Genomic DNA, 26,128 nt, shown 5'->3' with positions numbered 1-26,128 from the left:
AAGCATGCGTCGCATTTGCATCCTTGGGGGCGGCTTTGGCGGGCTGTATACAGCCCTGGAGCTCATCCGCCGGCCTTGGCCGGAGCCGCCGCAGATTACCCTGGTGGATCGTCAGGAGCGCTTTGTTTTTGCTCCTTTGCTCTACGAGCTGCTCACCGGCGAGATGGAAGAGTGGGAGGTGGCCCCCCGTTTCCAGGATCTGCTGCCGGAAGGGGTAGCGTTTCGCCGCGGCGCGGTGCAGTCGGTTGACCTCCAAGACCACTGCGTCTTCCTGGCAGAGGGGCAGACCTTGGAGTACGACGCCCTGGTGCTGGCGCTGGGAGGGGAAACTCCCCTGCAGGGCGTGCCGGGAGCAGCGGAGTTTGCCTTTCCCTTCCGCACCCTAGCCGATGCCCAACGGCTGCGGGCCTACTTGCAGACCCTAGAAGCGCGGGATCCGGCTCAGGCCATTTACCTAGCTATTGTGGGGGCGGGGGCCAGCGGCGTAGAGCTAGCCTGCAAATTGGCTGACCGGCTGGGATCGCGCGGCCAGGTCCGTCTTATTGAGGTGGGATCCCAGATTTTGCCGGGTTTTGCTCCCTCAAGCCGGGAGGCAGCCCAGGCGGCGCTGGCCCAACGGCGGGTGCAGGTGGAGCTGCAGACCAAGGTACTTGGGATCGAGGCTACGGGAGAAAACGGCGCTCCTCCCTTTCGTCTGCAGCGGCAGCGCCTGGCAACTCAGGAGATGGCTGTTGACTTGGTCGATGCTGTGCTTTGGACAGTCGGCACCCAACCAGCGGCGGCCATTGCTAACTTGGATTTGCCCAAAAACGAGCGGGGCCGCCTGCAGGTTCTGCCCACTCTCCAAACGCCCACCTTTCCCGAAGTATTTGCCCTGGGCGACGGAGCAGCGGTGGTGGATGCCACAGGACAGCCCGTACCTGCAACTGCACAGGCAGCTTTCCAAGAAGCGGGCTACTGCGCTTGGAACCTGTGGGCTCTGCTCACCCAGGAGCGGCCGCTGTTGCCGTTTCGCTACTTTTCGCTGGGGGAGATGCTCAGCCTAGGGGCGGATACGGCAGTAGTCTCGGCCTTGGGCGGCCTTACCCTAACCGGCCCCCTGGGCTACCTAGCGCGGCGAGTTGCCTACCTCTTCCGCCTGCCCACTCTAGAGCACCAGCTCAGGGTGGGGTGGAGCTGGATGACCCGCCCGCTGTGGCAGGCGCTAGGATCCCTGGAGCTGACGGGAGCGCTCGTAGGCCGCCCGCACCGCCTGCATTAGGGCCCCTCGCACCCCTGCCTGTTCCAGGACTTGGAGGCCGGCAATGGTGGTGCCGCCGGGGCTAGTGACCTGGTCTTTGAGCAGGGCGGGGTGCAGCTGCTCCTGCTGCAGGAGGGCAGCAGTGCCTGCCAGGGTCTGCACCGCCAGTTGGGTGGCGATGGGGCGCGGTAGGCCCACCCCTACGCCGCCGTCGATGAGCGCTTCCAGGATCACTGCCAAATACCCTGGCCCCGATCCTGACAGGGCGGTTACCGCATCCATCTGGCTCTCCGGCACCGTCACCACCTGGCCTACAGCCCGAAACAACCTTTCCACCAGATCCCTTTGCTGAGGCGTCACCCCTGGCCCGTAGCAGATAGCCGTGATCCCTGCCCCCACCAGTGCCGGTGTGTTGGGCATGGTGCGCACCACCTTTTGCCGGGGAAAAGCCTGCTGCAACTGCTGCAAAGGGATCCCGGCCATAATAGAAATGACCAACTCTGTGGCCGCCGGCTGCCCTATCTCTGCCACTACCTGCGGAAAGACCTGGGGCTTGACGGCCAAAAATAAAATCTCGGCCTCCCCCGCCTCCGAGGGATCGGCCAATAGACGAATGCCAAGCTCTTGCTGGAGAGCGGTGGCCCTGTCCTTATCGACCTCCCGCAGCGCCATCTGCTTTGGAGAATAAACCCCTGCCGCCACCCAGCGGCGCAGCAGGGCAGATCCCATAGCTCCGCCCCCAATGACACTCAGCAGCAGTTGCTCCATCGCAGCTAGTGCTGGCCTACCGCCTGCAGGTGCTCATAGCCGCTGGGCCAGAGAGGGGTAGGGCTTTGCAAAGGGCGCTGCAGCGGCTGCATAACTTGGCTACTGGGGGTGGAGATGGTGACGGTGCTGGGGGTGAATAAAAAAATATTCTCCCCAATACGCTCCTGATGGCCGTCAATGGCGTAGGTGCCGCCGGCAACAAAGTCCACCGAACGCTGCGCCTCGGCGGGATCCATCAGGCTTAGGTTCATGATCACCGTTTTGCGCTCGCGCAGGTATTGGATAACCTGGGCCATTTCATCAAAGCTGCGCGGCTCCAGCACCACTACTTCATTGGTCGGCTGGCTGACGCCAGGCAATCCAATCACCTTGCTCCCCATACCACTCCCTCCTGAGCGCTCCCGAGGAGGCTGACTGCGCCGATGGCCACGCGACTCTTCCCGATGGACAGGCCCTTCGCCAGCTTCTACTGAGCGCTGCCGCCGTCCCCGCCAGGGGTGCTCTACCTCCTCCTCACTAGAGGTGGCCGATGCAGAACGGTGTCTTTCGTAGAGAAGTTGGTAGTCGTCCTGCCCATCCATCTCCGATTCAGAGTACTCCTCCAGGTTATCCGCGGGATCATTTAAGCCCACAAAGTCCTTTACCCTGCTCCAGATTCCACTGACATTCATCCCTTGCATCCTCACTACCTACCCTACATCTACAGCAAGCTCGGCGTTTAGACCCGTGATCTTGGGCAGAGGCCCAAGCTAGGAAACGTCCTTCATATTCTCTTTCAAGAGACTAAGGAGGCCTTTGGGCAAGAAGCTGCCAACGCCAGCCAAGTAACGCAGGTCTCCCCCTCTAAAGAGCCCTGCAGAGCAATCCTGGAGGGGGACAGCTTCAGAAAAATTTAATCACAACTCAAGGGCTTCATAAAGTTTGCATCTACCGACGCTCGGCATTGGCAAACAGAGCGCGTCCCAGCCGAATCAAGTTGGAGCCTGCCGCCACTGCCAGCAGGTAGTCGTCGGACATCCCCATGGAGAGGGTGCGTAGCTGCAGGCGCTCGTAGCCGCTTTGCCGAATGGACTCAGCAAGCTCAGCGAGTTTACGAAACAGTTCCAAGGCGGCCTCTGAGCTAAGGCCGAGCGGCAGAATGGTCATCAGGCCCACAATTTCCACCTGCAGCAGCTGATTGAGCTGAGGCAGGCTCTGCAGCAGGTCGGGGACAAGCCAGCCGAATTTGTTGGGATCCGGTGCCAATTTCACTTGCAGGCAAAGCTTGGGGGTGAGGTGGAGCTCCCCCGCTTTTTGGTCAATCAGCTTGGCCAGGCGCAGGCTGTCGACGCTGTCAATCCAGGCAAATTGCTTGAGGGCTGGCTTTACTTTATTGGTCTGGAGGTGTCCAATCAGGTGCCAGACAATGTCGGTCAAATCCTGCAGCTGCGCCTGTTTGACGGCTGCCTCTTGCACCCGACTCTCCCCAAAGTGGCGGATTCCAGCTCGATAGGCGGCGCGGATGTGGTTGACGCTGTAGCCCTTGCTCACCGCCATGATCTCCACCTGCTCTGGGATCTGGGCTCGGACAGCCTGAATGCGGCTGTGGATGAGCTCCTCGTCAACTAGGGGCGGCGGCAAAGAAGGCGAGGACATGGCTGGGGGCATTAGGAAGCTGGCAACACCGAGAGTCCAGTCTTTAGGGGAGCTTAACCCAAAGCGGCGGCTAGGATCTGATAGGCCAGCTTGGCGACGGTAAAAGCGCTGCGGCGATCGGTTTCTCGCTCCCCGGTAACGGCCAGCTCCACCACGTCGGCGCCAACAATCTGCCGCTGCTGCCCCAGCGCTCGGATCAGCTCCACGGTTTCCCACCAGCTCAGCCCACCGGGCTCAGGGGTGCCGGTGGCCGGCACGACCGCGGGATCGAGGCCGTCTACATCCACCGTCAGGTAAACCTGGGCTCCCAGCGTGGCAATCACCTCTGGGATCCACTCCTGAGCTGGCTTGCTGTGCAGGCTGTGGGCAAAGAAGGTGTGCAGGCGGTACTTGCGGATGGCCTGGCGGTCTTCGGCGCAGATAGAACGGATCCCCACCTGGGTAAGGCGGCTGCCCACTTGCTCGACTACCCGAGCCATGGCCGAGGCGTGGGAGTAGCGGGATCCCTCGTAGCTATCTCTAAGGTCGCAGTGGGCGTCGATCTGCAGCACGTGCAGCTCGGGGTAATGCACCAAGTGGGCAGCAATCAAGGGGCCAGTGATGGAGTGCTCGCCGCCAATGGAGAGCAAAAACCGCCCCGGCCTAACCCACTCGGCAGCGCGGCGCTGAATTTCGGCCATGGCCAGCTCGTGGGTATCCAGCCCCTCGAACTCTACCGGCGGCGCCGTCCAGTAGCGGGAGATCTCTTCGCGACAGTCGGGGCGGAGGGCCGGCTGGCAGTCCCTCAGCTCGTCGTAGATCTCCACGTAGGCCGAAGCCTCTAGGAGCGCTTGGGGGCCCTTGGCGGTGCCTTTTCCGTAGGAGGTGGTGGCCTCGTAGGGGACAGGCAAGAGAATGGCGTGGGCTACCTCTGGATCCGACTCGGGCAGGCCCAGAAAAGGCAGGGGGGAGCGATACATAGCAAAGGTACAGGAAGGGATTCCTATTGTATTGAACGAAGATCCCTTGTGGGATGAAGACAAAACCCCTACACTAGTGGCTAGACAGCGGCTCCTTGGCTCTCTCTCCATTCTGTCTCTTTGGACAAACTGACCTGACGCTTCTATGACACCTGCCTCTCAAGCTGCTCTTTTTGACGCTCTTGCCCAGCGCCGTGCCCTCAAGATCATCAGCGGCCTGCAGAACTTTGACCTGGAGTCCGTGCTGAAAATTGCCCGTGCTGCCCAGCAGGGAGGGGCCACCTGGGTAGATATTGCTGCCAGTCCCGAGTTGGTGCAGGCGGTGCGGGCTCAAGTAGATCTGCCCATCTGCGTGTCGGCAGTGAATCCGCAGCAGTTGGCTGTTGCGGTGCAAGCAGGGGCTGACATGGCCGAAATTGGCAACTACGACAGCTTTTACCCCTCAGGCCGCGTCTTCTCCGCAGAAGAGGTTTTGGAGCTCACTCGCCAAACCCGCTCCCTGCTGCCGCGCACCCTCCTATCGGTAACCGTTCCCCACACGCTGCCTTTGGATCAGCAGGCGGAGCTGGCGGAGAAACTGGAAGACCTGGGGGCTGACTTCATCCAAACCGAGGGCAGCACCAGCGCTGAGCCGCGCCATAGCGGATCCCTGGGCCTCATTGAGAAGGCTGCCCCCACCCTAGCTGCCACCTATGAGATTAGCCGAGTAGTTTCCGTGCCGGTCATCTGCGCCTCCGGCCTCTCGACGGTAACGGTGCCCCTAGCCATCGCTGCTGGGGCCTCGGCGGTGGGGGTGGGCAAAGCTGTCAGCCGCCTGCAGGACGAGGTGGCCATGGTGGCCCAGGTGCGGGCGCTCAAGGAGGCTCTGGCTGGCGCGCGGGTGCCGGCGCTGGTTTGACATTGGCTGGGAAAGTCTTTTTCTTGGGGTGGCCATGCGCCACCCCTTAATTTTGGGACAATCTAAGGGCAGGCTAGAAAGGCAGCTTCTGGAAGAGCTCGGCAAGCGGCAACTGGAAGCCAGGGATCACCTCCTCCCCATCGAGGATATCTGCGGACTTTAGCAGGCGATCTGGCTCGTGAGCAGAGCGATAGACCAACACGTAGCGCTGAGTTGGGCTGATGACCCAGACCAAGCGGGCACCGTTCTCGAAATAGTCGGCAATTTTCCCCTCGATTTCCTCTACGGTGTTGCTAGGAGATAGCACTTCAACGGCCAGATCCGGAGCTCCTTCCAAAAAGCCAGTGGGCAGCTCGGCCATCCCTTGTAAGCGTTCCCTGGCAAAGAAGGAAATATCGGGCGATCGCAGATTTCCACTCCTCATCCTGAAAGCGGTGCTGGAATCGAACAGGGCGCCTAGCTTCTTGGCCTTGACAACTGCAAAAAGAGCTGAACTTAGAGTGATAGTAAGATTTCCATGCAGTGCCCCTGCACTTCCCATGTCTACCAGTTTTCCATTGACAACCTCATAGCGGTGCCCATCTTTAGGCAGCGCCATGAGTTCCTCATCAGCCCAAATCTTTTTTTCCTGTTGGACTTCTTTTTTGGCTTCGGTTACTGCGGCCATCGAAAGACTCCTTGGGAGTGATCACTCTGGGCAACGATGTTGAATAGCCTTCCCCAGATGCCGATATGAATCTGGCCTGAAATGGCTCCGCCCTAAATTGCAAGCCCATGTTATCAATCCTGGGGAGGAATACAGGCCGGTCAAAGCTTGACGAAATTGTAGGGAGCAGTGAAATTGTTGTAGCGGATGCGCAGCCGTCCCTGAAAAGCTTGATCCAGCTCCTCCACTTTTTGGGCAAAAGCCGGCTCATCTTCCCAGTTAATGAGAAAAGCGCTGTTGTAGGCCATGTTCTCGGTAAGCAGCTTTCCTTCCACACAATCGCTGGCAAGGGGAGCAAGGGCAGCCGTGAAGGTGTGGGCAATATGCTGGCGTCGCTGCTCCAAAAGTTGCTCCAAAGCCCGTCCCATTTCCACGACGGCCTCCAGTCCCAGCGGAGTGCCAGCCAGCTCGTCGCGGCGGGCTTTCAGGGCGGGGTTTTCTTCTAACCCCAACTGGAGCTCTCGCTCGGGATCCCAGAAGACTTTTACCCCCACCTCCCGCTTGCCCTCTAGGCGCTGCAGCAAGGCCAAGAGCTCGGCCAGGCGTGGCTTGACCAGATCCTGCTCCACCTGATCCCAACTGCTCACTACTAGGCCAAACTGCAGTGGCAGTAGGGTGCGATGGCCCTCATTCATGACGCTTTCCAAAACGGCCTCATGAGCCAGCAGGTTGGCCCGGCTAGCCAGGTAACGCTCCTGGCAGGTTTGGGAATAGAGGAAGGCCAGGGATCCGAGCACGTGAACCCGCACCGGCTGCCCGTCCAAGCCGACTACATTCAGGTGGCGCGGGCCAGGGGCGGCAACGATCCCGTAGAGGTAGAGGGCGCTAGCGGGGTTGAGACTTGCCGTTGCCATGGCTGCGGGCATCTCCAATGAGCCAGGTAAGGTTGGACTCCTCCGTGTCGATGGCATTGCCGTCTGAGGAAATGCAGTAGCGGCCCATCACCATCTGGTGGCGCAGGGTTACCCCTGCAGCAATTTGGGTGTAGTTGAAGATGAGGCTGGCATCCAGCGTACACCCCTCGTTTAAGACACAGCCGTAGCCAATGGCCGTGGGGCCGATGAGCTTTACCCCGTCTGCCAGGTAGGTGCTGGCCCCGATGTAGACTGGCGGCTCGATGTGGATGCGATCCCAGTTGGCACGGATGTTGATCCCTGTCCAGACGCCGGGCCGAATCTGGATCCCCGGTACCTTGACGCCCTTGATCTCCCCGCGCAGCACCTTTTGCACAGCCAGCCAGTAATCGTGGGTACGGCCAATGTCCACCCATTGGAAGTCAGCCTTGACGCCGTAGAAGGGGGCACCGACTTTAACCAAAGTAGGGAAGAGATCGCTGCCGATGTCGTAGGGACGGCCAGGAGGAATATAGTCAAACACCTCTGGCTCAAAAACATAGATGCCCGTGTTGATGGTGTTGCTAAGGGCCTCTTCTCGCCTTGGCTTTTCCTGGAAAGCCGTAACCCGACCCGTTTCATCAGTAACCACCACCCCATAGCTGGAGACCTGGCTGGGATCCACCTCCCGCAGCACTACCGTGGCCAGCGCCCCCTTAGACTTGTGGAAGTTGACCACCTCGGTCAGGTTGAGGTCAATCAAGGCATCGCCGCAGAGCACCACGAAGGTGCTGTCGAAAAAGCCGGAGAAATCCTGGATCTTGCGCATACCGCCAGCGGATCCTAGAGGCTCGGCTACCGGCTGGCCGTTCTCAAAATGGCCCTCGAAGGAAAAGCCAATGTGTACTCCCCACTGCTGGCCATCCCGGAAGTAGTCCTCAATTTGGTGGGCGAGGTGGCTAGTGTTGATCATGATCTGGTCAAAGCCATGTTCCCGCAGCAGCTCCACCAAAAACTCCATGACAGGCTTGTGCAAAATGGGAATCATCGGCTTCGGCATCATGTAGGTAATGGGCCGTACCCGCGTTCCCTTGCCGGCTGCCAGGATCATGGCTTTCATGCCTTTGTCCCTCCTCCGGGTTCCCGTGTTCTGACTTTACTACCCCAGGATTGGCTTTCTAGGTGAGAGGCGAGACTAGCCCTCTAGCTCCTATTCTCACAATGAGACGGCGCTCCAGCTCAAGGTTGTCAGCTCTGCCGAGCAGCCCCACTGTAGCCGCCCAGATCTTCAAAGTTAGTTGGGCAAAGGTCTACTGCTAGCTCAATCAAGAAAACACTTGGCTGCCCTGCCGCAAAAAAGGTTAACGCTGCAGAACCTTGAGAGCTTGCCAGGCCAGGAACGGAAGGGATCTGAAAAACAAACCCCCCAAAAGGGGGATCTCAGCTTCTAGAGAGGCTACTGAGGGGCAGCGGCTAGAGCTTTGGAAGACTTCCTCTCTGGTTTCTCCGCTGCAACTTTTGCTAAGAGAGAGCGCAAGCTGGGAAAAAGGAAGTGATTTTCTTCAACGTACTGGGCACCAAATAGTCCTTTCTCTGCCCAAAAGAAGCGGTCAACGGTATGTTCATTTCGTCGAACCAAGATAAGTGCTGGCGGCTGAATAGAGTTTTCCTGAATGTACCTTCGAGCTGCAGTAACAGACTTTTCTTCACCACTGTCTAGCTTATACTGAGGAACAAGATCTAAAATTTTGCGCCCTTCCAAGCGGCGGCGGCTCTTACGCTTTCTTTTCCTGACCAATGTAAGCCTCCCACAGAAGGATTACGAAACAGTCGCAAAGAATATATCAAGATTGCTTAAGAAAATCAATAGTCCTCGCCGTTTTTTGTCGTCATCTTTTGCAGAGGCAAAAAGCTTGCACTAAGAGGTCTTGTACAGCAACCTACCTTCATTGCTGCCCAAGAGCCCTAAAATGCAAAGAACAACCCCAGCAGAGCAAATAGCCAAGCCCCACTATGGGCAACTCCCCAGCTTAGAAGGGGAGCAGCTGACTGTAGACCGGCAAACCTAGCTTCGCCGAAAGGAGTAATCCTTGGCGGACTTCCTCACGATTCTACAACCAATCCCCTACTTTATACAAGATACTAGTCCAGGTCTCCTGCCTTGCGCTAAACCCTTAGTGCAGAGACCAAACCTCCTGCTACCCTGTCTCCAGGCAGGACTGTGCCAGTAGGGTTTCGGGCTGTCTTCGGTCTACTAAGGAATTTTGGCCATGAGGAAATTGACGTTTCTAGTGGGTTTGGGACTCAGCTTTGGTGCCCTGACCGTTTGGGCCCAGGGATCCAAGGGCTCTACCCCGATCCCCAGTCCTACTGCAACAGCTACCCCGGCTAGAGGAGCGGCTCCCAGCCCGCAGGTTTCTCCCTCTTTGACTGCAGCTCAGGTCACTGACGCGCAGGTGGAGCAGTTGGCGCGCATTTTGTTGGAGCTGGATCCTCTGATTCGCGAAGCTAGCGCCCAGCTGCGAGAAACCCAAAACGAAGCTGAGTATGAGAAGATTATGCAGCGTACTGAGGCCCAGGCCAGCCGCATTGTCGAGAAGCAGGGGCTGACGGTGGCCAAATACCGTGAGCTGATGACCTTGGCCAACGAGGATCCCACCCTAAATCAGCGAGTGCGGGTGCGCCTGCAAGAGCTCCTCCAACAAAAAAGATCCTCAGCTTCCCCCCAAGCAGCTACACCAACCCCTACACCTTAAGCTGACATGACCCCTCCGCCTGAAAAGCCTAACTTGGGATCCCTGCGAGCTGCGTTGAACCTTGCCCTGTTTTTCTTTTTGTTGGTGCTGGTTTCCTACTTAAGCCTTAACTTCCTCCTGGCTTTGGTGAGCAAGCTCAGCTAGCAGACTCTCCAAGAGCCTTTTGTCTTGGGCACTGGGAAAGATACACTGGATTTACAAGGCTTAACACCTTTTCTCAGTGACTGTCCATGAGCCCCCCTTTTTGGTTTGCCAGTTCAGCGGGATCCGCCATGCCCTATCTGGAATCTCCCCCTAGGCTGACTTTGCCCCGCCAAGAGGCGGGCTGGAGGCGCTGGTTGCGCTACCTGTATTTGCGCCTGCTGCGGATGCAATCTTCTCCCGAAGAAATTGCCCGGGGCCTGGCGGCAGGGGTCTTTGCCGGTTGTTTTCCCATCTTCGGCTTCCAAACCCTAGCTGCCCTGCTGCTGGCAGTTCCCCTGCGGGGCAACAAGCTGGTAGCGGCTGCAGGAACCTGGGTGAGCAACCCTCTTACCTATGTGCCCATCTATGCGTTTAACTACCGGGTTGGGCAATGGCTACTGGGATCCACGACGGCCTTTGCCCCTGCGGAACTGGCGGCACCCCAAAACTGGATGCAGTGGGGCCTGGAGGTGTCGGGCACGCTTTTTGTTGGCTGCGCCTTTGTTGGGTTTTGGGGAGCTTTGGCCAGCTATTTTCTTGGGCTGTGGCTGGTACGCCGGATCCGCCAGCGGCGGAGAATAAGCCGATGGGGGCAGAGTCTGTGAGGGGCTAGAAGGCGGTCAATGCTAAGTCAGGCAGAGATCCCTGCCTGTCCCAGCCTAGGAATTGAGGGAGTGTTAGAGAAGGGAAGGGTTTGACGATGGAAGATATGCGGTCGCTGTTAACCAACCTGGGCCGCCGCTCTCAGCGCTGGAGGCAACAGTTGGGATCTGCCCTCCAGACAGGCATGAGCCAGCTTGCCCAAGCTGCACAGCCAATTGTATTGCTCTCGCCGCGGGAGCTGGAGAAGATGCGGCGGGCCTGCCGCCTGGCGGCGGATTTGCTCAAGCACCTGGAGCCGATGGTGCAGCCGGGAGTAACCACGCAAGAGCTCAACGACGAGGCCGAGCGCTGGACGCGGGCCCAGGGTGCTAGAAGCGCCCCACTGGGCTACCACGGCTTTCCCAAGTCCATCTGCACCAGTGTCAACCACGTTGTCTGCCACGGCATTCCTAGCCCCAAGCAAATCCTGCGCGAAGGGGACATTATTAATATCGATGTCACTCCCGTTTTGGATGGCTACCACGGCGATGCCTCCAAAACCTTCTTTGTGGGCAAGCCCTCCGAGCGAGCCCGGCGCCTGGTGGAGGTGGCCGAAGAATGCCTGCGGCGGGGCATTGCTGCGGTAAGACCCGGGGGCCGCGTGGGGGACATTGGAGCAGCCATCCAGGAGTACGCCGAGTCCCAGGGCTACAGCGTGGTGCGGGACTTTGTCGGCCACGGGGTGGGACGGCAGTTCCACACCGCCCCCCAGATCCCTCACTACGGCGAGCGAGGAAAGGGGGAAAAGCTCCGCCCGGGCATGGTGTTTACCATTGAGCCAATGATCAACGAGGGCACTTGGGAGGTGAGGGTGCTCTCCGACGGGTGGACAGTGGTGACGGCAGACGGCAAGCTTTCTGCCCAGTTTGAGCATACTGTTGCTGTCACTGAAACTGGCGTGGAGATCCTGACGTTGCCTTCCTCCAGTTAGGCTCCCTATGAGTGCGGATCCCCGCCTGCGCCTCTCCTCTGAGAATCTGGTGCTGCTGTTGGCAGCAGCCGTCGGCCTGGGCACGGGTCTAGGGGTGGTTGGGTTTCGCTATTTGATTGGCTGGTGTCGCCATCTCTTCCAAGAGCTTCTGCTCGACAACCTTGCCAAGGCTGTCCAACCCTATGGTCTGGAGCAGTTGGGATCCTGGGTCCCGGCTTTGGCACCGCTCTTGGGAGGCCTCTTGATTGGCGTGCTGAAGGTGGCTCTGCCTCTTCCCAACTTCAGCCTCTCCAGCTTGGTAAGTCCTAGCCGAGCCTTCCGCCCTCGGCCAAGCTGGATCCCTCTTAAGCTCGTGGCTGCTGCCATCTCCTTGGGGGCGGGAGCCTCTCTGGGTCCGGAGGCTCCTAGTGTGGAAAGCGGCGCCCTGCTGGGATCCCTGGTAGGGCAGACCCTCCGTCTTGCGCGGGAGCGGGTGCAGCTGTTGATGGCTGCCGGGGCGGCAGCGGGCTTGGCGGCGGGGTTTAACGCACCGATTGCGGGGGTGTTCTTGGCCTTGGAGCTGGCCCTGGCCCGCTCCTTTACCACCTCTGCGGTCAGCGTGGTGGTTCTGGCGGCAGTGGTCTCCGCTCTAATTGCTCAAGTGGGGCTAGGGGCGCAGCCGGCCTTCCTGCTGCCAACCATTACGCAGCCGGCTTTTGTCTTGCCTGCCTACGAGCTTCACAGTCTGCTGGAGGTGCCGCTTTATTTGGGCTTGGGCTTTTTGGCCAGCTTGGTCTCCCTGGCCTTTAGCTATGCCCTGGAGGGGGGCAAGCAGCTATTTAGCCGCATGGCGGCCTGGCCAACCTGGAGCAAGCCTATTCTGGGCGGTGCCATCCTCGGCGGTGTTGGCCTCTGGATCCCGTTAGCGCTGGGGGTGGGCTACGAGACCATTGAGTCGATCTTGCAAGGGGTGCCCTTTTCCCTTGGCCAGTTGGGCTTGCTGTTGTTGGGCAAGGTATTCCTCAGCGCGGTGAGCTTGGGCAGCGGCTTTGTCGGGGGCACCTTTGCCCCGGCTCTGTTCCTGGGGGCGGTGTTGGGAGCAGGCTATGGCCAGGTGGTGGGAAGGGTCTTGCCTGCTTTTGCCCTCTCTCCCCCTGCCGCCTACGCCATGGTGGGCATGGGGGCGGTACTGGCAGCCAGCGTGCGGGCTCCCCTGACGGCAATTCTGCTGCTGTTTGAGATGACGCGGGACTACCACATTGCCCTGCCGGTGATGGCGGCGGTGGGCTTGAGCATTTGGCTAACGGAGCATTTGCACCCGCCAGTTGTTTACCCTTCCGCCCGCCGCAGGCAGGAGCCCAAGGGCCTAACAGTTCAAGAGGTCATGGTGCCTCCTTCTCTGCTGCTGCAACAGGATACGCCTCTGCGAGAGGCCCTGGAGCGTTTGCTGCAGCAAAAGTGCCACAGCGCTTTGGTGGTGGACAGGCAAGATCGGCTGCGGGGCATCCTCACCCTGGAAGACCTCGAGCGGGCCTTAGCCCACAGGGGAGCTGGAGAAGTGGCCGAACTGACGGTAGAGCAGGTCAGCCAGTCGCCTGTGCTCACCACTTTCCCTGACGAGGCGGTGGCGGTGGCTGCCGAGCCGATGTACGAGTACGATCTGCGCCAGTTGCCGGTGGTTTCGCGGGAGGATCCGGAGCATGTGGTTGGCCTCCTGGATCGGGAGCGGGTGTTGCTCTCCCAAGAGATTGAATCTGTGCGGCAAGTCCTCGAGCCGGAAGTTCCTGCCTCAGAGGGGAGCGAAAACGGGATCCCTTCTTCCCCTAGGCCGGCAGAGTAGGGATCAGCGCTGCTGCAGCAGGGCGGAGGGGCATTCGTGGTGCAGGGGGCAGCGACCGCAGTCGGGCAGGCGCGCCTTACAGAGGCGTTTGCCCAGCCGGATGAGGTTGACGTGTAGGGAATAAGCCTTGCCTGTCGGGATCCGCGGCGACAGTTGGGCAAAGGTGTCGTCGGGATGTCTGGTTCGCACCAAGCCAAGACGGTTGGCCACCCGATGCACATGGGTATCCACCGGGCAGAGATCTCGGCCCAGGCCAAACAACAGTACACAGGCGGCTGTCTTCAGTCCCACCCCCTTCAGGGAGAGGAGATAGGCCAGAGCGTCCGCGTCGTCGAGATCCCGCAAAAAGTCGAGGCTCAGGGATCCCTGGCGCTGGACAATGGCAGCCAGAATCTCCCGAATGCGGGCTGCTTTGAGTTGGGCCAGGCCCCCAGGACGGATCACCTGGGCCACCTCGGCCGGGTCGGCAGCCAAGACAGCTTCCCAGGAGGGAAAAGCGGCTTTGAGGGCGCGAAAGACGCGGCTGCTGTTGTGGTCGGTGGTGTTTTGGGAGAGGATTGTGCCCACCAATTCGTCCAAGAGGTCGGGATAGAGAGGCAGGCCGTCGGGGCTGCAAGGACGTTGGGGGACCCCAAAGCACTGTTCCAGGCGCGCCAACAGCAATTCCACCGCGATGGTGTTGGGAGGACGAGGCTCCAGCCGGGCTGAGGTGTCGACGGCTGCGGCAAAAGGGTCCCGATCCCATCTCGGCTGTACCACGGCTGGCCTCCTGGGAAAGTTAACGGGCGGAATCTCGGCAGATCTCCTGAAGCAGGCCGGCAACTGCCTTGCTGGCAGGGGGAGGAGCTGTCGCCTTCAAGTTAGCGGCCATTTGGGCAACCACCTGGGGCTGATCCAGCCAGCTTAGCGCCGTTTGCCGCAGCAAGTCCAAATTCTCTTCAGACTCTCGCAGGACCACTCCTCCACCCCGCTCCACAAAAGCCAGGGCGTTGTGATACTGATGGTCTTCGGCGGCAAACGGATAGGGGATCAAGATGGCGGGGGTGGCGGTGGCCCACAACTCTGCCAGGCTGAGGGCGCCAGCTCGGCTGATGGCAAAAGTTGCCCGCTGCAGCAGAGCGGCCACATCGGTGCGGAAAGGAAAAGCGCGGTAGCGGAGGTGGGAAGGGATCCCGACCTCACTGCCGCCGGTCAAATGCACAATCCAGGCCCCTGCCTCCAACCAGGCTGGGGCACAGGCGGCCACCAGGCGGTTCAGGCCCTGCGCTCCCTGGCTCCCCCCCATCACCACAATCAAAGGATCCCCCTCTGGAATGGGCAGATCTGCAGGCAAGGGCTGAGGCTGATAGAACTCTGGCCGCACCGGCGTGCCCACCACCCGGGTAGCTACTCCTGGCAAATGCTCCGCCGCTTCCGCCAGGCCCAAGGCTACTACCTGGCAAAACCTTCCCAGCCAGCGGGTTACTTTGCCTGGGATACGGTTGGACTCGTGCAGCAGCACCGGCACTCCCAGCGAGCGAGCTGCCAAGATGGCCGGGGCAGCGATGTAGCCACCGGTGGTCAACACAGCGTCAAACCGTCCCTCCCGGAGGATCTGCTGCACCTGCCGCGTTGCTCGGGCCAACTGGATTAGGGAGCCCAGCTTCTGCAGAGGGGATCCCTGCCAGCCCGACATGGTGACCCGATGCAGCGGGTAGCACTCTGGCACCAGTTTCTCCTCCAGCCGCTGCGGCACTCCCAGCCATTCAATCTGCCAGGTGGGCAACTGCTCAGCAACAGCTAGGGCTGGAAAGATGTGACCTCCGGTGCCACTGGCCGCCACCAGCAGCCGCGGTGGGGAAGCGGGATCCCTGCTGGTTCTCTTCACCCTTGCCCTGGGATCAGGAGCTGCCGTAGCCGACGTAGCGCAGAAGCGTGCCTCGCTGCCCCAGGATAAACCCTCGGTCGGGGCCGAAAAACTCGATGCTGTAGAAATTGGCGGGAATGCTGCTCAACTTTTTGGCCTCCTCCCAGGTTTTGCCGCCATCAGGGCTGTGGATCAGCGTGCCGCCGCCCCCCACCACCCAGAGGTCGTGGTCGTTTTGGTAGGCTGCATCGAGATAGCCAAAGCTAAGGGCTCGCCCAGGTCGCAGAGGCTTAGACCATTTGCCAGAGGTAAAGTCGTCGGTAAAGGCAATTTCTGCCCCCTGATTCAGTTTCCAGGCACTGCCGTTGGGGCCAAAGCCCATGTTCTGGATGCGGCGAGAGCTCTCCCGCAGATAGGGCTTCCAAGCTTGGGTTGCAGGCGTGTACAAAAAGTAGAAGCTGCCGCGCGAGGAAACGGCTAGGTACTCCCCTCCAGGACCGCGGGCAATGTTTTTGATTGCCCCAATCGGCTCCTCCACCTGGGCGTGCCAGGTCTGTCCCCCATCTTCTGTGCGGTAGATGGCTCCCACATTGGTTACCATTTCGGCAGCGCCAGGGCCGAGGGCGTGGATCAAGAGGGGCTCTCCTGGCAGTTGCTTGCTAAGGCGAATCAACGTCCAGTCCGCTCCCTCATTCAAGGTGTGCAGCAGGATCTTCGGCTGCCCCACTACCCACCCTTCTGCCCCGGCAAAGCTAATCGATCTCAAGTAAGCCTCGGGCTCTAGAGCCGACAACTGGCGCACTTGCCAGTGCAGACCGCCATCCTGGGACTCCAGCAGGGTCGCCTTGTCGCCCACCAGCCAGCCATGAGAAGGGTTAGTGCCGGTGAAGGCAATATCCAGCAGGATGCTCTGGGTGGGCACCTCCACCTGTTCCCAGGGCACCACCTTCATCTCTGGCATTCCCGCTGCCACCAGCAGGAGCGAGAAGGCAGCCAACAGCACTAGCCTCAGGAGCTTCACCATTTTGTTACTCGACGAAATAAAAACTCATCAAAAACAGAAACCCCAGCGCCAACCCCAGGAAGATGAGGAGGTTTTTTTGCGCAGGGGTCATCACGTTAACCCCAAAACCGTAGCGCAGGTTTTCCTGAAAGCCGGAAGGCTTGCCCTTGGCGCCCACCGCTTGGAACAGGCGCTTATCGGCTCGGCACACTGGACATCTCCAGGTAGGGGGCAGCTCCTCAAAGGGCACGCCTGCCGGGATGCGATTGAGCTGATCCCCCTGGGTTGGCTCGTAGACATAGCCACAAGCGCGGCATTCGTACCGCTGCAGGCTCTGGGGATCGCCAAGCTGAGCCTCGGTTTCATCCTCCGGCAGCTCAATTAGCTTGGGTGCCTTGGTGGCTTTGGACTGGTCGACAAGAGGCGAGGGGGCGCTATTCATGGAGCGATTGAGGAAGGGTCTGCGTTGCTCGATCCTATTATGAGAGGATCTGTTACAAAAATCTACTTGCTTTCTCCGCAATGCTTTTGTACACGTCTAGCCCGCTGGGGAGCTGGCGTTGCCCCCCAACCGGTCAGGGGATCCTAGCCGGGGATCCCGTGCTACGCTTCGTGTTATGCCAGTGGTTGTTCCCCCATGACCCCGTCCCCTCGTCAACTTACTCTCAATCACCTGCTCATCGTCAAAGATCGCCAAGGGCCTAAAGCTTACTGGCTAACAGCCGAGCTCTATTCCCTGGGGCGGGATCCAAGCAACAGCATTCGCATCGACTCCCAGTACGTCTCCCGCCACCACGCCCTTTTGGTGAAGACTGAATCTCCCACCTCTCCCGACGGGTTTACCTACCAAATCATCGATGGAGACATCCACGGCAACCCCAGCACTAACGGCCTCTACGTTCGGGGGGAGCGGGTAGAGTTTCGAGAGCTCGAAGATGGAGACGAAATCCAGTTGGGCAGCGACGCCACCGCCACCTATTTGCGGCAGGCTTGCGATCTGGACAGGATTCTCTCCACCTTGGAAAATACCCAGATCGTCGGCCTGTGAGATGGAACGCCTGGCAGGGCAGCAACCTCCCAATTGGTAAGTAGGGGGGCGCAAGAACCTCTTGCCCGGCGTCGTTCTGGGGTACGTTAGCATCGTGGTATCCGTCGGCTTGAGGCTGCTGGCTCTCAGGGTTTATGCCGCCCATCACCAAGATCCTGATTGCCAACCGGGGCGAGATTGCTCTGCGCATTATCCGCACCTGTCAGGAAATGGGGATCCGCACAGTGGCTGTCTACTCCACTGCGGATCAGAACTCGCTCCATGTCCAACTGGCGGACGAGGCAGTCTGTGTCGGGGAAGCCCCTGTGGCCAAAAGTTACCTCAACATCCCCAACATCATCTCAGCAGCCCTTACCCGCGGGGCCAATGCCATTCACCCGGGCTACGGCTTCTTGGCGGAGAATGCCAAGTTTGCCGAGATGTGTGCCGACCACAACCTAATTTTCATTGGCCCTTCCCCAGAGGCCATGCGCAAGATGGGTGACAAGGCTACCGCGCGGGAGACCATGCAAGCGGTGGGGGTGCCGACTGTCCCCGGCAGCCGCGGGTTGATCACCTCTGAAGAGGAAGCGCTGCGGCTAGCTGAGAGAATCGGCTACCCCGTGATCCTCAAAGCCACGGCCGGCGGTGGGGGGCGGGGTATGCGGGTGGCCCGAGATCCCCAAGAATTGCGGAAGATGATGCGCACCGCCCAGGGGGAGGCGCAGGCTGCCTTTGGCAATGGGGGCATCTATTTGGAGAAATACCTCGAGCGCCCCCGCCACGTGGAGTTTCAGATTTTGGCTGACAGCCATGGCAATGTGGTGCACCTCTACGAACGGGATTGTTCTATCCAGCGGCGGCACCAAAAGCTGTTGGAAGAGGCCCCCAGCCCTGCTCTAACGCCGAGCTTGCGCGCCCGCATGGGGGCCGCGGCTGTGAAAGCAGCCAAGGCGGTGAACTACGTGGGAGCGGGCACGGTGGAGTTTTTGCTAGACAAAAACGGCCAGTTCTACTTCATCGAGATGAACACCCGCATCCAGGTAGAGCACCCCGTAACCGAGATGGTGACGGGGCTGGATCTCATTGCCGAGCAAATTCGCATTGCCCAAGGTCAGCCCCTCACCTTTCGCCAGAAGGATGTGCAACTGCGAGGCCATGCCATTGAGTGCCGCATCAATGCCGAGGATCCCAAGCAACAGTTTCGCCCTTGCACGGGCACCATCACTGCCTACTTGCCCCCCGGTGGGCCAGGGGTGCGCATGGACTCCCACATCTACACCGACTACACCATTCCCCCTTACTACGACTCGCTATTGGGCAAGTTGATTGTCTGGGGGCCCAACCGAGCAGCGGCCATCCGCCGCATGCAGCGGGCTTTGGGAGAGTGCGCCATCACGGGCGTGCCCACCACGATCCCTTTTCACCAGCAGATCCTGCGCCACGAGGCTTTTTTGCGGGGTGAGGTGCATACGGATTTCATTGCCCAACACCTGCTGGGCGGCCAGTCTGAACGATAGACTGGGGCAGACAGCTAAACCCTAGCCACCACCACCCGCTGCGGCTGATCCTGGTACTTGCCTTGACGGTCGGCATAGGTAATTTGACAGGGATCCCCCTCAAAAAACAGCAGCTGCACCACTCCTTCGTTGGCATACACCCGGCAGTCAGCGCTGGAGGCGTTGGAAAACTCTAGCGTCAGGTAGCCGCGCCACCCCGCTTCCGCTGGAGTCAGGTTGGCAATTAGCCCCACCCGGGCGTAGGAAGACTTGCCGATGCAGAGGACAGTGATGTTGTCGGGCACCTGCAGCCGCTCGAGGGACACCCCCAGCCCGTAGGAATGGGCAGGGATGATGAAGTAGTCCCCCATCTCGTCGTGGTGAAGCTCCACCGGTTCGAGGTTCTTGGGGTTAAACCGCTTGGGATCTACCACAGTACCGGGCACATGGCGGAAGATCTTAAACTCCACGGGGGAAAGACGAATGTCGTAGCCATAGGAGGAAAGCCCATAGCTCAAAACAGGCCGCATTTGTCCATTCCACTCCACGGCCCGCACCAATTCGGGGCAAAACGGCTCAATCATCCCCTGCTGCGCTTGCTCACGGATCCAGCGGTCGCTCTTTAGCATGGCTAGATGACGGCAAGACCAGAAGGTGCTAGGGACTACTGACTCGCGAGGGATCCCGGCGCCTGCCCAGAGCCCGCGAGGACTCCTGCCGGGGGCGTAGCTGGGTGATGAGATCAGCGCGTTCTAGAAGGGAAGCCGGCATTTCGGGCCCGGTGATGATCATATCCATCCAGACCGGCCGCTGATCGACCAAATCCAGCACCTGTTCTTCCGGGATCAAGCCCAGCTTGATGGCCAAGCTTAGCTCATCCAGCACCACCAAGCCATACCGGCCACTCCTAACGGCCTCCTGGGTAAATTGCCACAACTCGTCTAGAGCTACGCGCTCCTCTGGCTCCAGATGCGGCGTATCAATGCAGCGGTGTAGACGGCAGCGAACCCACTCTAGGGAACTGCCCAGCAAAACCCGGTTCTCCGGCCCTTGCTTAATCCCGCCTTTGAGGAATTGCACAATCAACACCCGCGTTCCCTGACCAGCCAAGCGCAGGGCCTGGACCATCACAGGAGTGAACATGCCCCGACCGGGCTGGGTGTAGAGCTGCAGCGATCCCTGGGGGATTAGGTGGGCGGGAAAGTCTCCATACCCTTGGAGAAAGGAGTCGCCCGCGGTAGAGCTGGCTTGGGCGGCAGGCTGTTTGACGGGGGCAACAGAAACAGCGTCCTTGGGGGAAGGCATACGGCTAAGGGAGGCAGGGCAAACCACCGTTTTATCTTGGGAGTGGGCTAAAGGACAAGACCCTACAGCGGCGGAACTACAAGTTAGAAGTGCTATCCATAACCCGCACCAAAGCTCCGCTACCCCTTGCCGAGGTGAGCGACGGCCGCTAGGCTGCAGAGCCTAGAAGTGGCCCAAGTGTCGGCTACAGATTCCATGAAACACCCCCTACAGCTCTCCTTGGACGTTCTCCCCAGCTTGAGAGGGCAGAGATTTTTTCACAGCTTTAGCAGCTAGGCCCCCACTCGCTGGGCTACACAGCGCCAGGTATACCACAAGCCTGTGGGGGACGCCATGTCCTAATCCCCCTCGCGGCAGCGGCGCAGAGTGCTTGCCATGAATGCCGGGGCTTGCGCTGCCTTTTTTTCTGGTCGGGAGCCGGGACTAGCAGCAGCCTCTTTCCCAAGCTCGGCCAGATAAGAGGGGGATCCTGCCGTCCTGGGTATAAAGGGAGCAGAGCAGGTGACAGGGTATGGCAGACTCCCTTTCCCAAGAGCTGGCTGGGCAACTGCAGGACAATGGCCGCGACCCAGGTGCTTCCATTCTGGTCTGTGGCTACAACGATTTAGCGGAGTCGACGCTCGAGATTCTGGAAGAGTTTGGACAGCGGGCAGTGGTGGTGGCTCCCTGCCTGCCGCCTTCTCGGAAAGGGGAATGGCAATACCTAGAGGGGGATCCCCAGCAGGCGGAGGTGTTGCGCCGGGCTGGGATTGAGCGGATCAAGGTGGCGCTGCTTTTGGAGGACAATGACCAAGCCAACTTCGAGCTGGCCCTCTTGATTCGAGATCTCAACCCGCAGGCGCGCATTGTCTCTCGTCTGTTTAACACTGGCCTTGCCCGCTACCTGGACTCGATTTTGCCGCAGCATTTTTCCCTGTCGGTTGCGGGCTTGGCGGCTCCGGCCTTTGCCCTCAAGGCTGTCTCGGACGAATTTGTCGGCTACTTCGAGCTGCCTCAGCTGGAGGCGCAGCCGGCCACGCTGCCGCCGGAGCTAGCGGATCCGCTTTATTTTGGCGCCCCCCAAGAGACCACCCTCTGGAACGTGGTGGAGCTGACCATTGGCTACAACTCCCGTCTGCTGCACATGCCCCTCTCGGAACTGGAGGAGACCTTTCGGGCGCGGGTGCTGTTTCACTACCCGGTGGACGGGCTGTCCAACTTTTCCGAGTCTCGGATTTTTGATGACTTCGACCACGAAGCAAAGCTGCTGGAGGGGGATCGCATTTTGGTTATCTGTGACCCCCGGGCCTACCTGCAACTGTTGGAGCGCAACGGAAGGCGCGGCTCTTCGCGGGCGCAACGCTGGGCCAGTGGACAGGTGCAAGACAAACGACAACGACGGCGCGGCAAGTCGTTCAGCCAGCTCCTATCTTGGCTGCGCAGAAGCCTGCAAGGACTGCTGCAGGTCAAGCCCATCGTGCGCACCCTCGCCTTCACCTTGGGGGCCATGTTGGTGCTAGGGGTGATCAATTTCAGGGTGATCGGCAAGCCGGTCTTCGACGCTCTGTTGCTAACTATCGTGGTGTTGACGGGGGGGTATGGCGACATCGAGGCTTTTCAGCAGGCGGAGACTCCCCTAGGAGTGAAGGTAGTGGCGGTGGTCATGACCTTGGTGGGGGCTGCCCTGGTGGGGTTGATCTATGGGTTGGTGACCGACAAGTTGGTAAGCAGCCGCTTCGGCTTGGGCCGAGCTGCCCATATGCCCAAAGGGGATCATGTGGTGATTGCGGGGTTGGGACGGCTGAGCTACTTGGTGCTGCAGTTGTTGCGGCAGATGGGCTATGAGGTGGTGGCGGTGGAGCCCGACGCCGACAATCCCCTGCTGGGGGCGGCAGAACGGGAGGGGGCGGTGGTGATCCGGGGCAACTACGCTCTAGCAAGCACCCTGCAACAGGCCCGCATCCAAAGCAGCCGCTGCCTGATCTGCACGACTCCTGACGATCTCACCAACCTCGAGACTGCCCTAACTGCCCACAGCCTACACCCCGGCATCCGCACCATTTTGCGGATTACTGATGCCGAGGTGGCGGCGCGAATGCAGCGGCATCTGCAGGCCCTGGGGATCAGCTACAGCCCCACCGCCCTGGGGGCGCGTGCTTTTGCTACTGCAGCGCTGGCGGGAGCCGTTTACGGCACCTTGACTTGGGAGGGGGAAACGCTGCTGGAGGTCTCGGCCCATGACCCTTACCTGGGGCTATCCTTGCGACAACTGGCCCAGGATTACGACCTGGCGATCCTGCTGCATCACTCCCGACCGGACCGGCCCTGTGTTTTTCCCAAGATCTGGCAGAAAGAGGGGGAGACTGTGTTGAAACGGGGGGATCGCTTGTACGTGATGGGGACGGTGGGATCCCTGATTCGCCTGGCCCAGGGGCGGCCCCTGCCGCCGGAGCTCTATCAAGTGCGGCTCTTGGAATATCGCAACCCCTACTTTGAAGACGAGATTCTCTCCACCTTGGCGTTTTATGCGCGGCTGCCCAAAACGGCGCTGAGGCCACTGTTGCGCTGTCTGCCGGCGGTAGTGAGTCCCCCTCTCCCCCGCGACAAGGCCATTAAGTTGGCCCGCCAGCTTCGCAAAATGAGCACCGAGGTGCAGGTCTTTGCCCACGTGCAGGCCAGCGAGCGGATCCCAAGGTGTCGAGGCCGGCTGCATGGCTGAGCCTCAAGGTCAGAGGCATAGAAAAAGTATCGGCTAGCGGTCGGAGGAAGCGGTGGGAAAGTTGGCGATGCCCGTTTCCAGGTCGTCAAAACAGGTCAAGACCTTTTCCATTGAGGTCAGGCGGAGGACAAGGGCGACGCTTTCGGGAACGCCACAGAGGCCGAGATTGCCACCGGCAGCCCGGCACTTGCGCAAGGCTGAGATCAGCACCCCCAGGCCCGAGCTATCCATAAAAGTAACCGCCGACATGTCGATCAACAGGTTGGTGTAGCCAAAATCCAAAACCTGCTGCAGCAACTGCCGGGCTTCGGAAGCGGCCTTGGCATCAAAACGACCCTCCAGGGGCACAATGGCTAGCTTTTGCCCTTGCGGAGTTTCAGCGGTACGGATGCGCAGCTTAAAATTCATCGTTTCCCGTCAAAACCTCATGCCCCACCTTAGCACCCTCGGTTGCAGAAAATCCCGCGAAAACTCCGCTATACAGCTTGCGCTGGAAACTTCTTTTGCAGCCAAAAGGGAAGACGGGAGCTAGCTAGATCTGGCTTCCCCAGTCATCCACCTCTCCAATGGGACTTTATTCAGACTTTGGCCGGATCGAGGGCGTAAGTCGAATCGAACGCGGGAAGGGACCTGGGCAAGCGAGGGCGGTGCATAGCCAGCAACTGGGCCAAGCGCTTGCGCAGCTCGGTCCGCGGCACAATTGCGTCGATAAGCCCGTGAGCCAGCAGGTATTCGGCAGTCTGGAAACCCTCTGGAAGCTTGCCCTTGCCGATGGTTTGCTCGATAACATTGGGCCCGGCAAACCCCACCTGGGCACCGGGCTCAGCTAGGATCAAATCCCCCAACATGGCAAAGCTGGCTGTTACTCCCCCGTAGGTGGGATGGGTAAGTACCGAAATAAACAACTGCCCGGCTTCGCGGTGCCTCTGCAGGGCGGCTGCTGTCTTGGCCATCTGCATGAGGCTGAGGATCCCTTCCTGCATGCGGGCTCCCCCCGAGGCCGAGAAAATGATCAGGGGCAGGTGATCGCAGGTGGCCCGTTCGGTAAGGCGGGTGATCTTCTCGCCGACTACCGAGCCCATGCTGCCGCCCATGAAGCGGAAATCCATGACCCCAATGGCCACCCTCCTGCCTTCCAAAGTGCCCAGCCCGGTCAGGACGGCATCCTTGAGCTGGGTGCGCTCTTGGTAAGAGGCCAAACGCTCGCTGTAAGGCTTTTGGTCAAAAAAGTGGAGCGGATCGGTAGGCGCCAGGTGGTCGTCGAGGGGCTGCCAGGAGCCGGGATCCAAAAGCTGTTGCAGCCGCTCTGGGGCGGTAATGCGATAGTGGTAGCCGCAGCTCGGGCAAACCTGCCAGTTCTGCTGCAGATCCTTGGTGTAGGTGAGGGCGTCGCAAGCTGGACACTTCTGCCAGAGGCCGTCGGCAATCTCCCGCACTTGCCGCTCTTTGTCAAAGGGGCTACTGCCAGTTAAGTTAAGGGAAGTCTGCTTGCGCCGCTCGGCAAACCAATCCAGTAGAGACATGGTTCCTCCCATAGCTGAGGATAGCAAGTGCTGAGATCCTCAGGCCCTGCTGGTAAGCCTTGAAATCTATCTTAACGTCTTCAAGCCCTCAGGCAATCGCCAAACTGGATAGAGACCATGACTCCAGAGACCCAGTGGCAGGTACTGACCACAGGGGATGGTTCCCTGACTTTTTTCTCTCAGGAGTTCGGGCAGGCTTTCCACAACGTCAGCGGCGCTGCCCAGGAGGCGCTGGAGAAGTTCGTCCGCCCTTGCCGGCTGGATCGGCTGCCCCTGGAGCGGGACCCCAAGGAGCCCATCTGCCTTTTGGATATCTGCTTTGGCCTTGGCTACAACTCCGGCCTCGCCTTGGAGACAATTTGGCAGGTGCGGCCCGACTGCCGCGTGGAAGTCATTGGCCTAGAGCGATCCCCAGAGGTGCCCCGCCAGGCCTGGCAGGTGGGGGTGGGATCCACTTGGAGCTTTAGCCAGGAGTGGCAACACTTTATCGAGAAGGGATCCTGGCAATCACCCCGCTGGCGCGGAACTCTGCTGTGGGGAGATGCCCGCCAAACCCTATTCCAGGTGCCGCGGGGATGGGCGGACGCGGTGTTTTTGGATCCCTTTTCTCCTGCCGTTTGCCCGGAGTTGTGGACGGTGGACTTCTTGCGGGCGGTGGCTGAGCGAATGCGCCCCAGCGGCATCTTGGCCACCTATTCCTGTGCAGCGGCAGTGCGGGCAGCTCTCCTGGAGGCGGGGCTGTTTATCGGCTCTACGCCCCCGCTGGGCCGCCCCTGGCCGGGCACGGTGGCCTCACCTCAGCCAGACTACCTACCGCCTCTCTCGCCTATGGAGTGGGAGCACCTGAAAACCCGCGCCGCTGTGCCCTACCGGGATCCCACCTTGAGGGGAGACAGAGCCCAAATCCGGCTGCAGCGACAGCGAGAACAGCAAACTTCACCCCTTGAGCCCACTTCTGCCTGGAAACGCCGCTGGCTTGGCCAAACCTAATTCAGGAGGAAAGAGGCGGGAGTCTACTGCCTCGCTTCCTAATCTTGTCTTGATGAAGTAAAGTTACGATGAAGAGAGCGATTTCCTGAGGTAGCCGTGGCTTCCTCCCCCGCTGGCGGTACATTGGTTGGTCTTTGGGCCAATCAGCACCGGGTCATCCTGCAGGCCTTTCTGAACCTGTCCCGAGCTTCTTAGTTGGATCTGGAGCAGCAGCGCCTCTTGGTCCAAAGGTTGCGGCAGCGCCTCTCCCGCCACATTCAATTGGAGCGCCACGCCCTCTACCCCCTGCTTAGGGCGGCTCTAGGGGCGGATCCCGACCGCCTCAGCCAGCTCGATGGGTTGGAGCAGCAGATGCGGGATCAGATCCCGGAGTTGACTTGCTTTTTGCACCAGGCGGAGCGTGACCCGCAGCGGTTGGATCTGGGGGCAGCCCTGCATCTGTACCAGCAATTGCGGGCTCAGTTTATGCAGGAGGAGAAAGTTGTACAGCCGCTCTTTGCCCAACATGTTTCTCTCGAGGCGGAAGAGCAGCAACTGCGCCTGTTCCGCAAACGGCTGCAGGCTAGCACTACCTTCCAAAGTTCCGCCAACAGCCGTCGCACCAAAATGGAGGAGTGGGAGCGACAAGCGGTAACCCGCCCTCTCTTGTCCCCTGAACGCTGCTAGCCCTCCCAAGACGCAGCGCTGGCCGCTACTCTCTAGCCGACGAGGGCTGCTTCAGTCTTCATCTTGCAGTTGTTGCCGGCTGGGGAGGATTGCTGACCCAGGCAGATTCCTAGGGCCTAAACCCATGTCAGCCTGGAATCCAAAGCTGGCCCGAAGGCAGTGCCATGGAGTTTATCCCGGTGAAGACTGAGGCGAAAACGT

Annotated in this window: 28 protein-coding genes; 12 read left to right on the top strand and 16 right to left on the bottom strand. The window is 60.0% G+C overall.

Annotated elements, in window-relative coordinates:
• Positions 1-4: 4 nt before the first annotated feature.
• Positions 5-1,261 carry an NAD(P)/FAD-dependent oxidoreductase gene (locus tag NW806_RS04260; RefSeq protein WP_414410143.1) on the top strand — a complete coding sequence of 419 codons (1,257 nt, stop codon included), beginning with the start codon at positions 5-7 and terminating at the stop codon, positions 1,259-1,261.
• Here NW806_RS04260 and proC read toward each other — a convergent pair.
• The 4 genes from proC to speB form a co-directional block, all read right to left on the bottom strand.
• Entirely contained in the window at positions 1,205-2,008 is an 804-nt protein-coding gene (gene proC / locus NW806_RS04255; RefSeq protein WP_414410142.1) for a pyrroline-5-carboxylate reductase, read from the bottom strand. The two genes, NW806_RS04260 and proC, sit on opposite strands and share 57 nt — an antisense overlap.
• A gap of 5 nt (positions 2,009-2,013) precedes the next feature.
• The gene (locus NW806_RS04250; RefSeq protein ID WP_414410172.1) at positions 2,014-2,589 is read right to left on the bottom strand and encodes a cell division protein SepF; all 576 of its coding nucleotides are present in this window, start codon (positions 2,587-2,589) and stop codon (positions 2,014-2,016) included.
• 346 nt (positions 2,590-2,935) lie between these two features.
• Entirely contained in the window at positions 2,936-3,643 is a 708-nt protein-coding gene (locus tag NW806_RS04245) for a YggS family pyridoxal phosphate-dependent enzyme (protein WP_414405757.1), read from the bottom strand.
• Positions 3,644-3,696: 53 nt separating this feature from the next.
• The gene (speB, locus tag NW806_RS04240) at positions 3,697-4,602 is read right to left on the bottom strand and encodes an agmatinase (RefSeq protein WP_414410141.1); all 906 of its coding nucleotides are present in this window, start codon (positions 4,600-4,602) and stop codon (positions 3,697-3,699) included.
• Between the two features lie 145 nt (positions 4,603-4,747).
• On the opposite strand from speB, the gene NW806_RS04235 reads away from it, so the two are divergent.
• The gene (locus tag NW806_RS04235; RefSeq protein ID WP_414410140.1) at positions 4,748-5,500 is read left to right on the top strand and encodes a DUF561 domain-containing protein; all 753 of its coding nucleotides are present in this window, start codon (positions 4,748-4,750) and stop codon (positions 5,498-5,500) included.
• A 73-nt stretch (positions 5,501-5,573) separates the two neighbouring features.
• Here the strand turns inward: NW806_RS04235 and NW806_RS04230 are convergent, their stop codons facing one another.
• The 4 genes from NW806_RS04230 to NW806_RS04215 form a co-directional block, all read right to left on the bottom strand.
• Entirely contained in the window at positions 5,574-6,098 is a 525-nt protein-coding gene (locus tag NW806_RS04230; protein ID WP_414410171.1) for a Uma2 family endonuclease, read from the bottom strand.
• A gap of 209 nt (positions 6,099-6,307) precedes the next feature.
• Positions 6,308-7,060, bottom strand: a complete 753-nt coding sequence (locus NW806_RS04225) for a GvpL/GvpF family gas vesicle protein (protein ID WP_414410139.1) — start codon at positions 7,058-7,060, stop codon at positions 6,308-6,310.
• Positions 7,032-8,159, bottom strand: coding sequence for a sugar phosphate nucleotidyltransferase (locus tag NW806_RS04220; RefSeq protein ID WP_414410138.1), 1,128 nt, complete (start codon positions 8,157-8,159; stop codon positions 7,032-7,034). Before NW806_RS04220 ends, NW806_RS04225 begins: the two co-directional genes overlap by 29 nt.
• A 336-nt stretch (positions 8,160-8,495) precedes the next feature.
• Complete coding sequence (locus NW806_RS04215) at positions 8,496-8,837, bottom strand: DUF3155 domain-containing protein (protein WP_414405762.1); 342 nt, start codon at positions 8,835-8,837, stop codon at positions 8,496-8,498.
• Positions 8,838-9,309: 472 nt separating this feature from the next.
• On the opposite strand from NW806_RS04215, the gene NW806_RS04210 reads away from it, so the two are divergent.
• The 5 genes from NW806_RS04210 to NW806_RS04190 all read left to right on the top strand — a co-directional run bounded on the left by NW806_RS04210 (position 9,310) and on the right by NW806_RS04190 (position 13,370).
• Complete coding sequence (locus NW806_RS04210) at positions 9,310-9,795, top strand: DUF4168 domain-containing protein (RefSeq protein ID WP_414410137.1); 486 nt, start codon at positions 9,310-9,312, stop codon at positions 9,793-9,795.
• Between the two features lie 6 nt (positions 9,796-9,801).
• Positions 9,802-9,939: a hypothetical protein gene (locus tag NW806_RS04205; protein WP_414410136.1), complete on the top strand. Its 138-nt coding sequence runs from the start codon at positions 9,802-9,804 to the stop codon at positions 9,937-9,939.
• A gap of 128 nt (positions 9,940-10,067) precedes the next feature.
• On the top strand, positions 10,068-10,583 hold the full coding sequence (locus NW806_RS04200; RefSeq protein WP_414405764.1) for a DUF2062 domain-containing protein: 516 nt from the start codon (positions 10,068-10,070) through the stop codon (positions 10,581-10,583).
• 182 nt (positions 10,584-10,765) lie between these two features.
• The gene (gene map / locus NW806_RS04195; protein ID WP_414395566.1) at positions 10,766-11,551 is read left to right on the top strand and encodes a type I methionyl aminopeptidase; all 786 of its coding nucleotides are present in this window, start codon (positions 10,766-10,768) and stop codon (positions 11,549-11,551) included.
• Positions 11,552-11,558: 7 nt separating this feature from the next.
• Positions 11,559-13,370 (top strand): chloride channel protein, encoded by a 1,812-nt coding sequence (locus tag NW806_RS04190; protein ID WP_414410135.1) that lies wholly within the window; start codon positions 11,559-11,561, stop codon positions 13,368-13,370.
• Positions 13,371-13,373: 3 nt separating this feature from the next.
• Here the strand turns inward: NW806_RS04190 and NW806_RS04185 are convergent, their stop codons facing one another.
• The 4 genes from NW806_RS04185 to NW806_RS04170 are packed head-to-tail and all read right to left on the bottom strand — an operon-like array spanning position 13,374 to position 16,661.
• Positions 13,374-14,129, bottom strand: coding sequence for an endonuclease III domain-containing protein (locus tag NW806_RS04185; RefSeq protein ID WP_414410134.1), 756 nt, complete (start codon positions 14,127-14,129; stop codon positions 13,374-13,376).
• Between the two features lie 19 nt (positions 14,130-14,148).
• Positions 14,149-15,237 (bottom strand): undecaprenyldiphospho-muramoylpentapeptide beta-N-acetylglucosaminyltransferase, encoded by a 1,089-nt coding sequence (gene murG / locus NW806_RS04180; RefSeq protein ID WP_414410133.1) that lies wholly within the window; start codon positions 15,235-15,237, stop codon positions 14,149-14,151.
• 13 nt (positions 15,238-15,250) lie between these two features.
• Positions 15,251-16,240 (bottom strand): photosynthesis system II assembly factor Ycf48, encoded by a 990-nt coding sequence (locus NW806_RS04175; protein WP_414410132.1) that lies wholly within the window; start codon positions 16,238-16,240, stop codon positions 15,251-15,253.
• 4 nt (positions 16,241-16,244) lie between these two features.
• Positions 16,245-16,661 (bottom strand): rubredoxin, encoded by a 417-nt coding sequence (locus NW806_RS04170; protein ID WP_414410131.1) that lies wholly within the window; start codon positions 16,659-16,661, stop codon positions 16,245-16,247.
• A gap of 195 nt (positions 16,662-16,856) precedes the next feature.
• On the opposite strand from NW806_RS04170, the gene NW806_RS04165 reads away from it, so the two are divergent.
• The gene (locus NW806_RS04165; protein ID WP_414410130.1) at positions 16,857-17,267 is read left to right on the top strand and encodes an FHA domain-containing protein; all 411 of its coding nucleotides are present in this window, start codon (positions 16,857-16,859) and stop codon (positions 17,265-17,267) included.
• Between the two features lie 134 nt (positions 17,268-17,401).
• Positions 17,402-18,766: an acetyl-CoA carboxylase biotin carboxylase subunit gene (accC, locus tag NW806_RS04160; RefSeq protein ID WP_414410129.1), complete on the top strand. Its 1,365-nt coding sequence runs from the start codon at positions 17,402-17,404 to the stop codon at positions 18,764-18,766.
• Between the two features lie 14 nt (positions 18,767-18,780).
• Here accC and dcd read toward each other — a convergent pair whose 3' ends face one another.
• Both dcd and NW806_RS04150 read right to left on the bottom strand, forming a co-directional pair.
• Positions 18,781-19,374: a dCTP deaminase gene (gene dcd / locus NW806_RS04155; RefSeq protein WP_414410128.1), complete on the bottom strand. Its 594-nt coding sequence runs from the start codon at positions 19,372-19,374 to the stop codon at positions 18,781-18,783.
• Between the two features lie 28 nt (positions 19,375-19,402).
• Entirely contained in the window at positions 19,403-20,050 is a 648-nt protein-coding gene (locus NW806_RS04150) for a cob(I)yrinic acid a,c-diamide adenosyltransferase (RefSeq protein ID WP_414410127.1), read from the bottom strand.
• 511 nt (positions 20,051-20,561) lie between these two features.
• Here NW806_RS04150 and NW806_RS04145 point away from each other — a divergent pair.
• Positions 20,562-22,748 carry an NAD-binding protein gene (locus tag NW806_RS04145; protein WP_414410126.1) on the top strand — a complete coding sequence of 729 codons (2,187 nt, stop codon included), beginning with the start codon at positions 20,562-20,564 and terminating at the stop codon, positions 22,746-22,748.
• A gap of 33 nt (positions 22,749-22,781) precedes the next feature.
• On the opposite strand, the gene NW806_RS04140 is transcribed toward NW806_RS04145, so the two are convergent.
• Positions 22,782-23,156 (bottom strand): STAS domain-containing protein, encoded by a 375-nt coding sequence (locus tag NW806_RS04140; RefSeq protein WP_414410125.1) that lies wholly within the window; start codon positions 23,154-23,156, stop codon positions 22,782-22,784.
• A gap of 170 nt (positions 23,157-23,326) precedes the next feature.
• Positions 23,327-24,271, bottom strand: coding sequence for an acetyl-CoA carboxylase, carboxyltransferase subunit beta (gene accD / locus NW806_RS04135; protein ID WP_414395249.1), 945 nt, complete (start codon positions 24,269-24,271; stop codon positions 23,327-23,329).
• Positions 24,272-24,388: 117 nt separating this feature from the next.
• Between accD and NW806_RS04130 the strand changes: the two genes are divergently transcribed.
• Positions 24,389-25,261: a tRNA (5-methylaminomethyl-2-thiouridine)(34)-methyltransferase MnmD gene (locus NW806_RS04130; protein ID WP_414405773.1), complete on the top strand. Its 873-nt coding sequence runs from the start codon at positions 24,389-24,391 to the stop codon at positions 25,259-25,261.
• Positions 25,262-25,480: 219 nt separating this feature from the next.
• Positions 25,481-25,927, top strand: a complete 447-nt coding sequence (locus NW806_RS04125; RefSeq protein ID WP_414410124.1) for a hemerythrin domain-containing protein — start codon at positions 25,481-25,483, stop codon at positions 25,925-25,927.
• The last annotated feature ends 201 nt before the right edge of the window (positions 25,928-26,128 follow it).

The organism is Synechococcus sp. W65.1 (genome assembly GCF_047461615.1).
GTDB lineage: Bacteria > Cyanobacteriota > Cyanobacteriia > Thermostichales > Thermostichaceae > Thermostichus.
The sequence above is the reverse complement of the archived record's forward strand: the minus strand, read 5'-3'. Positions and strand labels throughout refer to the sequence as shown.

What these genes read in the sequence shown, in the direction of transcription:
- NW806_RS04260 (WP_414410143.1), top strand. Translation starts at nt 5, where the DNA reads ATGCGTCGCATTTGCATCCTTGGGGGCGGCTTTGGCGGGCTGTATACA.
- proC (WP_414410142.1), bottom strand. Translation starts at nt 2,008, where the DNA reads ATGGAGCAACTGCTGCTGAGTGTCATTGGGGGCGGAGCTATGGGATCT.
- NW806_RS04250 (WP_414410172.1), bottom strand. Translation starts at nt 2,589, where the DNA reads ATGGATGGGCAGGACGACTACCAACTTCTCTACGAAAGACACCGTTCT.
- NW806_RS04245 (WP_414405757.1), bottom strand. Translation starts at nt 3,643, where the DNA reads ATGTCCTCGCCTTCTTTGCCGCCGCCCCTAGTTGACGAGGAGCTCATC.
- speB (WP_414410141.1), bottom strand. Translation starts at nt 4,602, where the DNA reads ATGTATCGCTCCCCCCTGCCTTTTCTGGGCCTGCCCGAGTCGGATCCA.
- NW806_RS04235 (WP_414410140.1), top strand. Translation starts at nt 4,748, where the DNA reads ATGACACCTGCCTCTCAAGCTGCTCTTTTTGACGCTCTTGCCCAGCGC.
- NW806_RS04230 (WP_414410171.1), bottom strand. Translation starts at nt 6,098, where the DNA reads ATGGCGCTGCCTAAAGATGGGCACCGCTATGAGGTTGTCAATGGAAAA.
- NW806_RS04225 (WP_414410139.1), bottom strand. Translation starts at nt 7,060, where the DNA reads ATGGCAACGGCAAGTCTCAACCCCGCTAGCGCCCTCTACCTCTACGGG.
- NW806_RS04220 (WP_414410138.1), bottom strand. Translation starts at nt 8,159, where the DNA reads ATGAAAGCCATGATCCTGGCAGCCGGCAAGGGAACGCGGGTACGGCCC.
- NW806_RS04210 (WP_414410137.1), top strand. Translation starts at nt 9,310, where the DNA reads ATGAGGAAATTGACGTTTCTAGTGGGTTTGGGACTCAGCTTTGGTGCC.
- NW806_RS04205 (WP_414410136.1), top strand. Translation starts at nt 9,802, where the DNA reads ATGACCCCTCCGCCTGAAAAGCCTAACTTGGGATCCCTGCGAGCTGCG.
- NW806_RS04200 (WP_414405764.1), top strand. Translation starts at nt 10,068, where the DNA reads ATGCCCTATCTGGAATCTCCCCCTAGGCTGACTTTGCCCCGCCAAGAG.
- map (WP_414395566.1), top strand. Translation starts at nt 10,766, where the DNA reads ATGAGCCAGCTTGCCCAAGCTGCACAGCCAATTGTATTGCTCTCGCCG.
- NW806_RS04190 (WP_414410135.1), top strand. Translation starts at nt 11,559, where the DNA reads ATGAGTGCGGATCCCCGCCTGCGCCTCTCCTCTGAGAATCTGGTGCTG.
- NW806_RS04175 (WP_414410132.1), bottom strand. Translation starts at nt 16,240, where the DNA reads ATGGTGAAGCTCCTGAGGCTAGTGCTGTTGGCTGCCTTCTCGCTCCTG.
- NW806_RS04170 (WP_414410131.1), bottom strand. Translation starts at nt 16,661, where the DNA reads ATGAATAGCGCCCCCTCGCCTCTTGTCGACCAGTCCAAAGCCACCAAG.
- NW806_RS04165 (WP_414410130.1), top strand. Translation starts at nt 16,857, where the DNA reads ATGACCCCGTCCCCTCGTCAACTTACTCTCAATCACCTGCTCATCGTC.
- accC (WP_414410129.1), top strand. Translation starts at nt 17,402, where the DNA reads ATGCCGCCCATCACCAAGATCCTGATTGCCAACCGGGGCGAGATTGCT.
- dcd (WP_414410128.1), bottom strand. Translation starts at nt 19,374, where the DNA reads ATGCTAAAGAGCGACCGCTGGATCCGTGAGCAAGCGCAGCAGGGGATG.
- NW806_RS04150 (WP_414410127.1), bottom strand. Translation starts at nt 20,050, where the DNA reads ATGCCTTCCCCCAAGGACGCTGTTTCTGTTGCCCCCGTCAAACAGCCT.
- NW806_RS04145 (WP_414410126.1), top strand. Translation starts at nt 20,562, where the DNA reads ATGGCAGACTCCCTTTCCCAAGAGCTGGCTGGGCAACTGCAGGACAAT.
- NW806_RS04140 (WP_414410125.1), bottom strand. Translation starts at nt 23,156, where the DNA reads ATGAATTTTAAGCTGCGCATCCGTACCGCTGAAACTCCGCAAGGGCAA.
- accD (WP_414395249.1), bottom strand. Translation starts at nt 24,271, where the DNA reads ATGTCTCTACTGGATTGGTTTGCCGAGCGGCGCAAGCAGACTTCCCTT.
- NW806_RS04130 (WP_414405773.1), top strand. Translation starts at nt 24,389, where the DNA reads ATGACTCCAGAGACCCAGTGGCAGGTACTGACCACAGGGGATGGTTCC.